Origin of the sequence: Roseibaca sp. Y0-43, assembly GCF_020667835.1 — a bacterium.
Classification (GTDB): Bacteria; Pseudomonadota; Alphaproteobacteria; order Rhodobacterales; family Rhodobacteraceae; genus Roseinatronobacter.
The window spans coordinates 1-13,200 of the sequence record NZ_JAFMPR010000004.1; the positions used below are offsets into that span (position 1 = coordinate 1).

Below are 13,200 nucleotides of genomic sequence, written 5' to 3' on the forward strand. Positions count from 1 at the left end.
TCAGGTGAATACGGCTTTGAGGTCTTCTTTCGATTCTGTTCCATAACGGGCAATCCTCCGAGAGTTTTGCCCTCCGGTAAACCCGGGGCGGTTCACTGTTCGCAATTCTCCACATCCAGGCGAGCTACTCTCGCGATCATATGCGAACGTGCGCTGCGAGGCATGGTTTCCTAGTTGATGGCTGACTCGGGCGCGCCGCCAATTGAGTGGAATGTCAGACCCTGCGTGGGCGAACTGCGACTTTGTAAACGCAACCGACTGCCACTGGTTGATCTTGGTCCCTGGAGCAGCAAGTTGCTTGACGAAGCTGAAACGCGAAAGGCTACTATCAAGTCTTCGACGGGATGCTTTCGCCTGTGCAGCGAAAGTCCGCAATCCGCCCAGCTTTTCAGTATGTGAGGTTTAATCATTGGTCTGTCTGTAGCGCTTCCACCGCAACCGTTGCGCAGCCGCAATCTTGCCTTTTCCGGCCTCTGTCTTTGGCCCAGTAGACAGCCCACCATGGAATTTGCATCTCGGCTTGACCCCGCGCTCGAACAGGGAAAGCGTGATTTCGACGTCGTCGTTATCCGTCGCATCTATCCCACGGCGCAAGCTCAGCACGGCCCGACCGCCTTCGTGAAAGAAGGTCAGGCCATAGGTGTCCCACGGATAGCCGCCGGTGCCGAGTGTCATCGAAAAGGGAATTTCCTCGACCACAGAGACCATCGGCCCTTCGGACAGCGCCGGATCAAGATACAGGGTCAGAACACCGCCGCCGGTTTCGGGATGGGCCGTGCGGCAAACCTTTATCTCTTCGGCCTCTGCGGTCAAGCACAGCACGTCGGTTTGTAAAATGCCCTCATCGCAGAACGCCTGCGCCTGCGCGGCAAGGCCAAGCCTTGCCGCGATCAAGACAGCCTATTGCCTCACGGCGAAACCTGCGCGGCGTCGATCAGGCCGAAGAATTCGGTGAATTCGTGGCGCACCGATCCGGGGTCGCAGGACAGATTGGCGATTTGGTCGCCGTTCTGAAGCACGTTGATCCCGCCGTTGAGCTCTGTATCGCCCTGTTCGGCCCACCAGAAGACCTCGTATGCGTAGCCGCCACCCGCCTGAAAGCTTACGGACTCGCTCATCAGGCCGCCCATGCCGGTGCCTTCGTCATAGATCAGCGATGCCTTGTCGGTGGTAATCTCTTTCTCGATCTCGCCACCCCGCTGGAAAAAGCCGTAGGACGCCATGTCGCCATCCAGCCAATAGGCATCGCAGAGCTCGACGGCCTTGGTGCCGCCGTTGAAGGTGCAGTAGAACATCTCGGCACCATCGAGTTCGCAATACTCGCCAGCCGAAGCCGCCGAGGCGCCGATCATTGCAAAAGTCGCAAGCAAAATGCGTTTCATGGGTTTGGTCCTTTCGGTAGGTATCAAGTCCAGTTGGTTTGTTCGGTTTTGGGCAGATCGGGCTTCGCGACACGCTCGCGGATCGACGGCAGCGCCATGAAGCCGACGCGCGTCGTTTCCGAATAATTCGACACTATGCCTTCCGGCAAAAAGGAGTGCGATTTGGTCAGTCGTTGGTGCGGCCAGGGCCAAGCGCGAACGTGACGGTCGTGGTGTTCTCAATCACTGAATAGAATTTGGCCGCTCACTGGCGGCTTCTGAAAAATTTGACCAAGTGATAAAAATATCAAGAAGAGAGGAAACGCAAGGAAATCATGCCCTTGTTTTGCAGAAAAATGAAACAGTTACCCAAGCCAAGGCGATACAGCTTGGGGGTGCCTGCGCTTGCAACAGGAAGCTGTCGGACACATTGTGCTTTGTTTGTGTTTGGTCGCACGGACGCGCGATCCAACATCGCGGTCTGTGTGCACTGAGGGGTCATCAGTCGGCGGAAGCATCCACCAGCAAATGGTTCGCTGTTTTGGCGTAATGCTCTTGGGTAAGTCGACACACCAGTTCGACATCTCGTGCCAGCGCGGCTTTTGCTAGCGCGCTGTGCTCTGTTAGCAGATCACGCTTCAGCCGCGCGTGGTATACCGACGCCCGGCGGTATCTTTCGCATTGGATCTGCAACATGTCCCGATGCCGCAGCAACCACCGGCTGCCGCAGGCGGAGACAAGTGTTGTATGGAATTTTGCGTTCAACACTTCCCATCGGTCGAAGTCTTGCAACGTGCCGTCGATAAGCTGCCTGTCAAGCTTTTCCAGTGAGTAGGCCGCCGCGACGACCTGCGCTTCCCAATCCTCGTCGCCTGCAACAACGGATAAACGCAGCGCCGCGCATTCGACGGCGATGCGCGCCGTGTTCAGGTCTTCGAATTCGGTGGGGTTCAGCGGCGCTACCAAGAAGCCGCGATTGCTTGACGCGATCACGAAACCATCCGCCGCCAACCGTTGCAGCGCTTCGCGCAGTGGCGATGCGCCGATCCCGTAAAGGCTGCGCAGTTTGTCGATGCGCAACCGTTCGCCCGGCGCGCGCGTGCCGTCGATTATGTCCTTCCGCAAGGCCGCGAAAGCCTGCTCGACCAAAGTCGGCTCGGAGTTGAACGAAGTCCCGTCTTCCATGTTTGCCGAATTTACAGAAATACCTTGACAAGTCAATATCGACGAAAACATAAATCATCGACAAAATATTAAATCAGCGAGGAAAAGATGCGGATAGCAGCCTTCAAGGGCTCGGCGGGTGAAGGGCTTGGCCTTGTCGAAGCCGGGGAAGTTTCGGTTTTGCACGAAGGTCCGGTGGGCAGTGCAGGCGTGGCGCTTCTGAAGCTGATCGAGGGCGGTGCGGCTGCACTGCAAGAGGCGCAGGCAAAGGCCGCAGACGCCCGCAAGCTGCCGCTTGCCGAGGTGACGCTTTTGCCGCCGGCGGTCTCTCGCCGTGCCGCGGTGATTTGCGTGGGCAAGAATTATCACGCCCATGCCCGCGAATTCTTTGGCAGCGGTTTCGATTCGACCGGCAAGGACGAGATCCCGCCCGAGCCTGTCATCTTCAGCAAAGCAGGGTCGAGCCTTATCGGGCACGGTGCCGCGATCCACGGCTCTTTGGACCCGACGCAGACGGTCGATTACGAGGGGGAGCTGGCGCTCATCATCGGGAAGCCTGCTCACAAGGTCACGCGTGACAATGCCTTCGATGTGATTTTCGGATACACGATCTGCAACGATGTCACGTCGCGTGAATTGCAGAAGCGGCACAACCAGTGGCTTGTGGGCAAAAGCCTCGATACGTTCGGCCCGCTTGGGCCGTGGATCGTGACCGCCGACGAAATGGGCGACATCACCCGGCAAACGCTGACAACCACGGTCAATGGCGAAGAACGTCAGCGCGCGCCGATCAGTGATCTGATTTTCGACATTCCCGGCCTGATCGAGACGCTGAGCGCGACGATGACCCTTCAGCCGGGCGACATCATTGCCACGGGCACGCCTGCCGGCGTGGGCATTGGGCATACGCCCCCGAAATACCTTGTTCCGGGAGACAAGGTTGACGTGACGATCAGCGGGATCGGGACATTGTCCAACCCCGTTGTCTGACAGCAAACCAAACTGGGAGGAGACCAACATGACACGTGAAAGCACCTATATCGCACCGGTCGCGGCCGCGCTTGCCGTCGCTGCAACGCTGGGCGCCACACCGGCGGCTGCGCAACACAGTTTCGCGGGCCAGACCATCGAGGTTGTCGTGCCTTTCGCGCCCGGCGGCGCAACCGACGTTGCCGCGCGCTTCTTGGAGAAGTTTCTGGAGCGCCACCTCGAGGGAAATCCGAATATCGAAGTGACGAACCGCCCCGGCGGCGGGTCTATTCTGGGTGCCAACTGGTTCCAGCAGAATGCAGAACCGAACGGGCAGACCATCCTGTTCACCACATCTTCGACCGCGAACCCCTATGTCTTGGGGCAGCCGGAAGTCGAATACGACCTGGCCGCAATGCGTATGGCTTACGGTCTGCCCTTCGGCAGCGTGACCTATGTGTCCAAAGGCACCGGAATTGAAACGCCTGCCGATTTCGTCAATGCCGAAGAGCCGTTGATCTATGGCGGGATTGCCGCCGCCGCCAGCGACCTTCCGACGCTCCTGTCGTTCGAGGTTCTTGGCGCCGATGTGCGTTCTGTGCTGGGCTTTACCGGGCGCGGTCCGATCCGTCTGGCCTTTGAGCGCGGCGAGACGAATGTCGATTTCCAGTTCACACCCGTCTACATGACCCAGGTCGCCGCAACCGTCGAAAGCGGCGATGCGGTTGCGCTCATGACGGGCGGGTCGATGGATGAGAATGGCCGCCTTGTCGCGCGCGATCCGGCGGTCCCGGACCTGCCCTCGGTCTACGAGGTCTATGTCGATGTCTTCGGCGAAGAACCCAGCGGCGTGGAATGGGACGCATATCAGGCCATGGGCGCGCTGACGCTTGCCTACGGTCTGACGGCTTATCTGCATCCGGATACGTCCGACGAGATCGTTGCCGCCTTTGCCGATGCCGTTGGCCGCATCAATGCGGACCCCGAGTTCATCGAGGAAGGGCAGCAAGTGGTGGGTGGCTATGCCATGACCTCGCCTGCGGACGCCGAAGCGGCGCTGAAAGCCGCCTTGCAGCCGAGTGACGAAGTGCGCAGCTACCTTATCAACCTGTTGGGCGAGAAATTCGGCGTCCAGTTCTGATAGAACACCACCAATAACCGGATCGGCGGCCTGGTCCCTCGCCGCCGATCTTTCCATGTTATGCCCCTGACTCAATTCGCCTGACCCAAACTCCGGAGTTCGACGCAAATGGATGTTGCCCTCGCAGCTCTCTCGGAACTATTCGAACCGCTGCGTCTGTTCGCCCTGTTGATGGGCGTCTTGGCGGGGATGGTGTTTGGAATGCTGCCCGGCCTTGGCGGCGTTGCCGCCGTGTCGATCATGTTGCCCTTCGTTTTCCTGTTCGACAATTACGCGGGGCTGGCGCTTTTGCTGGGCGCAATCTCTGTCGTCTACACATCAGACACGATCACCTCGGTGTTGCTTGGCGCGCCGGGGTCGCCGGCCTCTGCGCCGACAGCGATCGAAGGGCACGCCATGGCCAAGCGAGGCGAGGCTGCGACAGCCTTAGGTCTTGGGTTCCTAGCCTCTATGGTTGGCGGACTGGTTGGGGCCATCACCTTGGCGCTGGCCATTCCCGTCGCCGGGCCGATTGTTCTGGCGCTGGGCACGCCCGAATTGCTGATGTTTGCCATGGTCGGGCTGTATTTCGCGTCCAGCATGATCGGGCGCGACCTTGCGGTCGGGCTTGCGGCGGGCTGTCTTGGCCTTTTGATCGGCACGATCGGGCCGGCCCCCGCGGCAGCGAATTTCCGGTTCACCTTCGGGCAGGCCTATTTGCTGGACGGCCTGTCCTTGACCATCGTGGCGCTTGGCCTGTTCGCCGTGCCCGAAATCATCAGCATGTTGTCCGGGGGCGGCGGTATTTCCGCAAAGAAGCAGGTTGTCAGCAATTGGTCGGCGGGCTTCTCCGAGTTTTGGAAAAGCCGGTGGCTTATCCTGCGCTCGGCCTTGATCGGCACATTTGGCGGCTTCGTGCCTGCCGTCGGAGCGAATGCCTCGACTTGGGTTGCCTATGGCCATGCCATGCGGTCGACCAAGGATAAATCCCGGTTCGGCAAAGGCGAGCCGCGCGGCGTGGCCGCCGCCGAGGGGGCCAATAATGCGACCGTGATCTCGGACCTTGTGCCGACATTGCTTTTCAGTGTGCCGGGTGGCCCTGCTGCCGCGATTTTCCTTGGCGCCTTGTTCAGCTTCGGCTTCTACCCCGGCCCGCGCATGGTCACGGAAGAGCCAGTCCTGCTGTATCTGATCGTCTGGAGCGTGGCTCTTGCATCCATCGTCGGGGCGGCCATCTGCTTTGCGATCACACCGATGGTCGCGCAACTGACACGGATTCGCTTTGCACTTATCGCCGCCCCTTTGATGCTGGTGATGATCGCAGGTGCCTATCAGGCCACGCAGTCGATGGGCGATATCGCGATGCTTTTGCTATTGGGCGTCATTGGCTGGATCATGAAACAAGCGGAATGGCCCCGTGCGCCCATCCTTGTCGGCTTCGTTCTGGCCAAGCCTGTCGAGCAGTATTTCTGGCTGACCACGCAGATCCATGGCTGGACGTGGTTGGCGCGTCCGGGGGTTTTGCTGATCGCGTCCTTTATCGTCTTTCCCCTGCTGTGGCGTGGCTGGACCATCTGGCGCGAAAAACGCGGGTCCGGCGAAACCGTAAAGAACGATGACATTGCGACCCCACCGGCGGTCGAGCCTGCTGGCACAAGTGCCGCACGGCTGGCCATGGCGGGGCTGGGCGTGCTGATCTTTGGGTATGCCTTGTTCGAAGTGACGGGCTTTCGGGCCAATGCAAGGTTGTTGCCGCTTCTGGCGATCGTTCCGGGTCTGGCCCTCGCGATCTTCGTTCTTGTCCGAGAGATGCGGCGGTTCCTGTCACATCGCGACCTGTTTCATGTCGAAGCGAAATCCGACTACCCGATCATCGCGCTTCTTCTTGGCTACGCATTTGGCATCGCTCTGGTCGGGTTCCAATTGGCCACCGCCGCCTTCCTTTTGCTGGTGTTGATCCGCTTTGCCGGAATGCGGTTGCTGGGCGCAACGCTTTATGCGGCAGTTCTGTTCCTTGGCATCAACGGGCTTTTCACGCTGATGCGCATCACGCCGCCCGAGGGCATTCTGATCGCGAGCCTGTTCTAGGCTATCCGTGCAACAGGGGGCTGCGCCGCATTGCGCGCAGACGCAGCCCCCTGAGAAAGCAAGGCGCGTTCGCACGGGGCCGGGGTGGCCCCGCGCTGACAACCGGCATGAGTTGCAGGCCGTCTATCGTGTCATTCAATGCCGGACAGGAAGCGGTTGGTATACCAGCCTTCCACCTCTGGCGGGCTGGTCAGCAGGTTGCCGTCCGCGTCGCGCAAGATGCCCGCTTCGAACAGGAATTGCGTGATATTCGCCATCATGTCGGGGTCGATCAGGCCGACAGCTTCGCCGGGGTCTTGCAGGTAGCCGCCCGCGACCAGCGCCTGCATCGAGGCGCGTACAAGGTCCGGATTGCTCAGCATTCCGGCGGTTTCCGCGATCAGGATTTCAGCCGCTTCCTGCGGGTTCTGGGCCGCGAACGCATATCCGCGCTGCGCCGCCTGAATGAACGCCCGTGCCGTGTCGGCGTTCTGCTTTAGCCATGTGCCATTGGCCCCCAGAAAGGTCGTGTGCTGGTCGGGCACGCCGTAATCGGCATAGCGAAAGGCGCGCTGCGGCCGATCCAGCAGAACCGAATTGACCCCTTCCCAGGTGCTGACCTCCAGCGTGAAATCGACGCTGCCATTGGCCAAAGCCTCGTAGGCAGAGGTGCTCAGCGTGACCGTGTCGAATTCGCCTGTGCCGCCATCATTGCGGATGATCGTGGAAATCAGCGCATTCTCCCAAGCGCTGCCAAAGCCTGCATAGGTCATGCCATCCAGATCGGCAGGGCGCTGGATGTCGTCGCGATTACCGTTGAACACCAGCCGCCCGGTTTCGTGCTGCACCACGGCCATCACAACGGTCATGTCGGCGCCGGTTGCGCGCTGCGTATGAAACCCAACTGCGCTAAGGATGCCGAACTCGGCCACGCCGGTTGCGACCAGCGTGCCAGAAGATGTGTCGGTAAAGGGCAGGATGTCGACCTCTAGCCCCGCATCGGCAAACCAACCTTTGGCTTGGGCGACATAAAGGCCCACATGGTTGGTGTTGGGGGTCCAGTCCAGCGCCACGCTCAGGCTGGTCTGGGCCGCCGCGGGCAGGGCGCTGGCCAGAAGGGCTGCGGTCAGGATGTGTTTCATGGGTCACTCTCCGGTTTGGTGAAGCAGAATGTCTAGAATCTGCGCTTCCAGCGCGTGGGCCTTTGCACAGGGCGCGCGCGCGAGCCTTGGGCGCGGCAATGGCACAGGGATGTCGGCGATCACGCGCGCGGGGCGGCGCGACAGCACATAGATGCGATCCGACAGCGCCACGGCTTCGCGCACGTCATGGGTAATCAGCAAGGTGGTCCAGCGCGCGTCTTGCCAGCGCTGCTCGAACCAGCGCTGCATTTGCAACCGTGTCAGCGCATCGAGCGCGCCGAAGGGTTCGTCCAGCAGTTGGACCGCGCGCTCCTGCACCACCGTGCGCAACAGGGCCGCGCGCTGGCGCATCCCGCCAGATAATTCCGCCGGGTAATGCCGCTCAAACCCGTCCAGCCCGAATTCCGCCAGATGCGGCATGACCCGCGCCCGCGCAGCTTTGCGCGTCATGCCCTGCACTTCCAGCCCCAGCGTCAGGTTGTCGATGACCCGCCGCCACGGCAAAAGCGCATCGCGTTGCGGCATGAATGCGAAGCGGTCATTCCGGCGCGCCAAGGGTTGGCCCGCGCAGGTGATCGTGCCGCTTTGCGCGGCCAGGCTGCCGGTCAGCACGCGCAGGATGGTGGATTTGCCCGCCCCTGACGGGCCAAGGACAGAGACGAATTCGCCCTTGTCCAGCGACATCGAAACCCGGTCCAGTATGGCCGTGTCGCCAAGGCTGAGGCTGACATCCTGCAACGACAGGTAGCTCATGCCCGCCCCTCCGGGTTGCGCCAGCGCAGCACGATGCGCTGCAAAAGCGCGGCCGCCCCGAACAGCGCCAAGGTCAGAAGCGAGCTGATGACCACGGCGGCCAGCATCAGGTCGGGACGAAAGCTGTTCTTGGCGTTCAGGATCACGATGCCCAAGCCCGCCCGCGCGCCGACATATTCGGCGAAAATGGCCGCAACCACGGCATAGGTGATGGATATACGCAGGCCCGCGAAGAAATAGGGCATGGCGGATGGGAAGCGCGCGGCGCGAAACACCTGTCCGCGCGTGGCCCCCATCGAGCGCATCAGCGCCTCTATATCCGGGTCGGTTGATGCGTAGCCATCGACCAAGGCCACCAGCATTGGAAAGAAGGTGACAAGCGCGACCAGCAGCACCTTGGGCGTCAACTCGAACCCGAACCACAGCACGACCAAGGGTGCTATGGCCACAAGCGGCAAGGTCTGGCTGATGACGAAGATCGGGAACAGTGCCTTGCGCAGGCGCGGCAGGAAATCCAACACCACCGAGAGCGTAAAGGCAACGCTCAGGGACAAGGCAAAGCCGGCAAAAGTCGCGTGTAGCGTGGGTAGCGTGTTGTCCCACAACAGCGCCCGGTTCTGCACGATCTGGTCCAGCACCCGCGATGGCGGTGGCAAGACCAGCGCAGAGATACCGGACAGCCGGACATAGGCTTCCCAAAGGACAAAGGCGCTGGCCACGCTCAGCAGGGTGGGAATGCCGCGGGCCAGCCCCTTGCCGGAACGGCGGGGCAGGGGGTGTCGCATCGGATCAGCGCTTGGAGGGGCTGTTGGCCGAAACGGTCAGATCAATCGTGACATGGCCATTGGGCGGGCCGAACTGGCAAAAGGCTTGTTGCAAGGTCGCAAAGACCGGCCCCGCATCCCCCGTCAGCCTTGTGCAGAAATTCTTGGACCGGTCGAACGTGCCGCTGTCTTTCAGAAAAGCGATACAGCCCATGATCTCTGCCATGTGGTCGCCCGCGCCCATCACGTAAAGCGAGAACTGCGCGTCGGCGGGCTGCCCAAGATGTGCGGCGGTGGCCACGCGCGCGAGCGCCCGCTCTTGCCGCGTCGCCAAGGGTTCGGCGGGGTTCGCAAGGGCTGAGCTTTGGCAAATCGGGTCATCAGGTTCGCCCGGACAGCCACGCGACAGGGTGCAGCGCAACACGACATGCACGCCCGTGGACGCCGCCTGCACATAGAGGTCGCGCAGCGCCGGGAACAACACCTCTGGTGGTCCTACGATCAACGTCGAAATATCGTCTGTCTCGATCCGCAACCGGTCGCGCCACGGGTCGAGCGCGCCGAGCGCGTCGATGATGACGCCGACGAACCCGTCGGTCATTGGGTATAGAGAGACTTGTGCGCCCGCGAACATGATGTGTCCTCCTCGCTACGCTGGCATGATCCAGATCAGCTATAAGGGTCCGAGGGCTTGCCACCCTGCATCTCAGCCGCGGCACTACGCGACTCCCCTGTGGTGCGGGGAAGGTGGCACTTTCGGTGCCCGTGGGCAAGGGGGGCGGGAAAATAAATGCGGTCAGCTTGCCACGACGATCTGTGTGCCCCAAGCCGCGCAGCTTGCCGTCAGGTCGGCAGGCAGCGGCTGGTCGGTAAAGAGCGTGTCGATCGCTGAGAGGGACGCGATGCGCGCGGGCGCGCTGCGGCTGAGTTTTGTCTGGTCGGCCACCAGAAAGGTGCGTCGCGACTGGCGCAGGATGGTCTGGCTGACATCCACTTCCTGAATGTCGAAATCCAGCAGGTCGCCGTCCTTGTCCAGCGCAGAGCAGCCGATCACGGCAAGGTCGAATTTGAACTGGCGAATGGTCTCTGCGGCCAGATTGCCCACCAGCCCCCCATCGGCGCGCCGCAGCTGCCCGCCGGTAACGATGATCTGGCAGGCGCTGTTGGACGCGAGGATATTCGCCACGTTCATGTTATTCGTCACGACCAGAAGGTTCTCATGGTGCAGCAGTTCTTGGGCCACCGCCTCGGTCGAGGTGCCGATGTTCAGGAACAGTGAAATGCCGTTGGGGATGCGGGCGGCGCAGGCGCGGGCCATGGCCCGCTTGGCGGTGGATTTCAGCGCGCGGCGTTCCTCGTAGCCGATATTGGTCGTGCCAGAGGGCAGCACCGCCCCGCCATGCACGCGCTCCAGTCGGCCCGCTTCTGCCAGTTCGGTCAGGTCGCGGCGAATGGTCTGGAGGGTCACATCGAAATGGCGCGCCAGCCCCTCGACGGTGACTTTGCCATCCTTGCGCGCGATCTCCAGAATTTCAGGATGACGGAGTGTTTGCGACATGATCGCCCTTTGCCTGTTCCTGCCGACCGGCCCGAAGCCCGGCCCTGCACCGTCGCCGAGCATTCCGGGAAACGCCCGAAAAGGCAATTGGCAGTCTTTCGGTTTTGCCTGAATTCGTGTCGCTTCGGCGCGAAAAAGTCACATTTTGGCGCTAATTTCGTAGAAAACGAATTAAAACGAACAGCATTCAATTGCGATTTTCCACCATATTTGGCATAGAACGAACAGATTCGCATCCATTGGAGAGAGCCTTGACCCACGCGGACGACACAGACATCACCGACCTGTTCATCATCGGCGGTGGCATCAATGGTTGCGGCATCGCGCGCGATGCGGCGGGGCGCGGGCTGTCCGTGACGCTGGCCGAGATGAACGACCTTGCGTCAGCGACCTCGTCCGCCTCTACCAAGCTGTTCCATGGCGGGCTGCGGTATCTGGAGTATTTCGAGTTTCGCTTGGTCAGAGAGGCGCTTCTGGAGCGTGAAACCTTGCTGCAAGCCATGCCCCATATCAGCTGGCCCATGCGTTTCGTGCTGCCCTACCACCCGGATATGCGCTTCGACGCGGAAACGCCGACCTCGAAGCTGCTGGGGGCCTTCATGCCATGGATGAAGGGGCGCCGCCCCGCATGGCTGATCCGGCTGGGCTTGTTCCTGTATGACAATCTGGGCGGGCGCAAGATATTGCCGGGCACCGCAACGCTGGACTTGGCCGGCACTGCCGAAGGTGCGCCGCTGCAAAAGCGCTTCGCCAAAGCGTTCGAATATTCCGATTGCTGGGTCGAGGATTCGCGCCTTGTGGTGCTGAACGCGCGCGACGCGCAGGCGCGCGGGGCCAGGATCATGCCGCGCACCAAGGTCACAAGCGCGGTCAACGACGGCGGTGTGTGGCGGGTGGAAACGCAAGATACCGAAACAGGCCAAACGCGGGTGCACCGCGCGCGGATGCTTGTGAATGCGGCCGGCCCTTGGGTGGGCGACGTGATCCAGACGAAGGTGCGGCTGAACCTGCGCGAAGGGGTGCGGCTTGTGCGCGGCAGCCATATCGTGACCCGCAAACTGTTTGACCATGACAAGTGTTATTTCTTCCAAGGCACCGATGGGCGGATCATCTTTGCCATTCCCTATGAAACCGATTTCACCCTGATCGGCACGACTGACGCGGAACATGCCGACCCGTCGCAACCGCCGATCTGCACAGAGGCCGAGCAAGACTACCTGCTGGCCTTTGCGAACCAGTATTTCAAGCAACAGCTTGGCCGGGACGATGTTGTCTGGAGCTATTCGGGTGTCCGCCCGCTTTATGATGACGGGGCAAGCAGCGCTACGGCAGCAACCCGCGATTACACGTTGAAAGTGGATCGCAGTCTGGGCGCGCCGGTGCTGAATGTCTTTGGCGGCAAGATCACCACCTATCGCCGCCTGGCGGAAAGCGCCTTGGACAAGATCGGTGCCTGCCTGCCCGTGGCGAAGGGGCAGTGGACGGCGGGCGTGCCCTTGCCCGGCGGTGACTTCCCGGTGGATGGCGTGGCGGCGCTGGAGCGCGACCTGAAAGCGCGCTTTGCCTTTCTGACAGATTTCTGGGCGCGCCGACTGGTGCGCGCTTATGGCACCGAAGCCGCGCAAATCCTGGGTCAGGCAGAAAGTGCCGCCGATCTGGGGCAGGATTTCGGGGCCACGCTGACCGAGGCAGAGGTCAACTGGCTGATGCGGCATGAATACGCGCGCCGGGCCGATGACATCGTCTGGCGGCGCAGCAAGCTTGGCCTGCGCCTGACGCCAGAGCAGGTCCAGAATTTGGACGCGTGGATAGAACAACAGCGCAAACCCGGTTTGGCCGCCGCCGAATAAGTGCTCACCGCTTGCCTTTCAGCTCGGCCACGGGCAGAAAACAAGGGTAACAGCACCGGGGGGGCAGGCAGGTGACAGATAATCCGTTGGACCAAGGGTATTTGCGTTCTCTGCTAGAGGAAGACGAGGTCGAGATGTCCGTCGTCTTCTCGGATCCGTCGCAGCCCGACAACCCGATGGTCTTTGTCAGCGACGAATTTCAGACCCAGACCGGCTATTCCCCCGCTGAAGCGCTGGGCCGAAATTGCCGTTTTCTGCAAGGGCCGGATACCAACCCGCACACGGTCGAGGCGATCCGCCAAGGCTTGCGGGCGCAGACGCGCTTCACCATCGACATTCTGAACTATCGCAAGGATGGCAGCGCCTTCGTGAACCGGCTGCGCATTCGTCCGATCTACGACGCCGATGGCCGGCTGATGTTCTTCGCGGGCGCGCAGAACCCGGTCTGAGCG

General features: G+C 61.3%; 13 protein-coding genes. 5 read left to right on the forward strand and 8 right to left on the reverse strand.

Annotation, left to right across the window (positions count from 1 at the left end; translation table 11 throughout):
• Window positions 1-402: 402 nt before the first annotated feature.
• The 3 genes from J1C52_RS05805 to J1C52_RS05815 all read right to left on the reverse strand — a co-directional run bounded on the left by J1C52_RS05805 (window position 403) and on the right by J1C52_RS05815 (window position 2,546).
• Window positions 403-894 carry an HGGxSTG domain-containing protein gene (locus J1C52_RS05805; protein WP_227426991.1) on the reverse strand — a complete coding sequence of 164 codons (492 nt, stop codon included), beginning with the start codon at window positions 892-894 and terminating at the stop codon, window positions 403-405.
• A gap of 14 nt (window positions 895-908) precedes the next feature.
• On the reverse strand, window positions 909-1,382 hold the full coding sequence (locus J1C52_RS05810; protein WP_227426992.1) for a hypothetical protein: 474 nt from the start codon (window positions 1,380-1,382) through the stop codon (window positions 909-911).
• Window positions 1,383-1,862: 480 nt separating this feature from the next.
• Window positions 1,863-2,546, reverse strand: coding sequence for a GntR family transcriptional regulator (locus tag J1C52_RS05815; RefSeq protein ID WP_227426993.1), 684 nt, complete (start codon window positions 2,544-2,546; stop codon window positions 1,863-1,865).
• A gap of 87 nt (window positions 2,547-2,633) precedes the next feature.
• On the opposite strand from J1C52_RS05815, the gene J1C52_RS05820 reads away from it, so the two are divergent.
• The 3 genes from J1C52_RS05820 (at window position 2,634) to J1C52_RS05830 (ending at window position 6,702) form a co-directional block, all read left to right on the forward strand.
• Entirely contained in the window at window positions 2,634-3,515 is an 882-nt protein-coding gene (locus J1C52_RS05820; RefSeq protein WP_227426994.1) for a fumarylacetoacetate hydrolase family protein, read from the forward strand.
• 28 nt (window positions 3,516-3,543) lie between these two features.
• The gene (locus tag J1C52_RS05825) at window positions 3,544-4,635 is read left to right on the forward strand and encodes a Bug family tripartite tricarboxylate transporter substrate binding protein (protein ID WP_227426995.1); all 1,092 of its coding nucleotides are present in this window, start codon (window positions 3,544-3,546) and stop codon (window positions 4,633-4,635) included.
• A gap of 108 nt (window positions 4,636-4,743) precedes the next feature.
• Window positions 4,744-6,702, forward strand: a complete 1,959-nt coding sequence (locus J1C52_RS05830; protein WP_227426996.1) for a tripartite tricarboxylate transporter permease — start codon at window positions 4,744-4,746, stop codon at window positions 6,700-6,702.
• Between the two features lie 131 nt (window positions 6,703-6,833).
• Here J1C52_RS05830 and J1C52_RS05835 read toward each other — a convergent pair whose 3' ends face one another.
• From J1C52_RS05835 to J1C52_RS05855, 5 genes are all read right to left on the reverse strand, one after another.
• The gene (locus J1C52_RS05835) at window positions 6,834-7,823 is read right to left on the reverse strand and encodes an ABC transporter substrate-binding protein (RefSeq protein WP_227426997.1); all 990 of its coding nucleotides are present in this window, start codon (window positions 7,821-7,823) and stop codon (window positions 6,834-6,836) included.
• A 3-nt stretch (window positions 7,824-7,826) separates the two neighbouring features.
• Window positions 7,827-8,576: an ABC transporter ATP-binding protein gene (locus J1C52_RS05840; RefSeq protein ID WP_227426998.1), complete on the reverse strand. Its 750-nt coding sequence runs from the start codon at window positions 8,574-8,576 to the stop codon at window positions 7,827-7,829.
• Window positions 8,573-9,361, reverse strand: coding sequence for an ABC transporter permease (locus J1C52_RS05845; protein WP_227426999.1), 789 nt, complete (start codon window positions 9,359-9,361; stop codon window positions 8,573-8,575). The genes J1C52_RS05840 and J1C52_RS05845 overlap by 4 nt, the downstream gene beginning before the upstream one ends.
• Window positions 9,362-9,365: 4 nt before the next feature.
• A complete protein-coding gene (locus J1C52_RS05850; RefSeq protein ID WP_227427000.1) occupies window positions 9,366-9,974 on the reverse strand; it encodes a Ykof family thiamine-binding protein in 609 nt (202 codons plus the stop codon).
• A gap of 162 nt (window positions 9,975-10,136) precedes the next feature.
• Window positions 10,137-10,898, reverse strand: a complete 762-nt coding sequence (locus J1C52_RS05855) for a DeoR/GlpR family DNA-binding transcription regulator (RefSeq protein WP_227427001.1) — start codon at window positions 10,896-10,898, stop codon at window positions 10,137-10,139.
• A gap of 251 nt (window positions 10,899-11,149) precedes the next feature.
• Between J1C52_RS05855 and glpD the strand changes: the two genes are divergently transcribed.
• Window positions 11,150-12,748 carry a glycerol-3-phosphate dehydrogenase gene (gene glpD / locus J1C52_RS05860; RefSeq protein ID WP_227427002.1) on the forward strand — a complete coding sequence of 533 codons (1,599 nt, stop codon included), beginning with the start codon at window positions 11,150-11,152 and terminating at the stop codon, window positions 12,746-12,748.
• A gap of 71 nt (window positions 12,749-12,819) precedes the next feature.
• Window positions 12,820-13,197, forward strand: a complete 378-nt coding sequence (locus J1C52_RS05865) for a PAS domain-containing protein (protein WP_227427003.1) — start codon at window positions 12,820-12,822, stop codon at window positions 13,195-13,197.
• Window positions 13,198-13,200: the final 3 nt, after the last annotated feature.

Excerpts from the sequence above, each read along its gene's own strand:
- J1C52_RS05810 (WP_227426992.1), bottom strand. The coding sequence starts at position 1,382 with ATGAAACGCATTTTGCTTGCGACTTTTGCAATGATCGGCGCCTCGGCG.
- J1C52_RS05815 (WP_227426993.1), bottom strand. The coding sequence starts at position 2,546 with ATGGAAGACGGGACTTCGTTCAACTCCGAGCCGACTTTGGTCGAGCAG.
- J1C52_RS05820 (WP_227426994.1), top strand. The coding sequence starts at position 2,634 with ATGCGGATAGCAGCCTTCAAGGGCTCGGCGGGTGAAGGGCTTGGCCTT.
- J1C52_RS05825 (WP_227426995.1), top strand. The coding sequence starts at position 3,544 with ATGACACGTGAAAGCACCTATATCGCACCGGTCGCGGCCGCGCTTGCC.
- J1C52_RS05830 (WP_227426996.1), top strand. The coding sequence starts at position 4,744 with ATGGATGTTGCCCTCGCAGCTCTCTCGGAACTATTCGAACCGCTGCGT.
- J1C52_RS05835 (WP_227426997.1), bottom strand. The coding sequence starts at position 7,823 with ATGAAACACATCCTGACCGCAGCCCTTCTGGCCAGCGCCCTGCCCGCG.
- J1C52_RS05840 (WP_227426998.1), bottom strand. The coding sequence starts at position 8,576 with ATGAGCTACCTGTCGTTGCAGGATGTCAGCCTCAGCCTTGGCGACACG.
- J1C52_RS05845 (WP_227426999.1), bottom strand. The coding sequence starts at position 9,361 with ATGCGACACCCCCTGCCCCGCCGTTCCGGCAAGGGGCTGGCCCGCGGC.
- J1C52_RS05850 (WP_227427000.1), bottom strand. The coding sequence starts at position 9,974 with ATGTTCGCGGGCGCACAAGTCTCTCTATACCCAATGACCGACGGGTTC.
- J1C52_RS05855 (WP_227427001.1), bottom strand. The coding sequence starts at position 10,898 with ATGTCGCAAACACTCCGTCATCCTGAAATTCTGGAGATCGCGCGCAAG.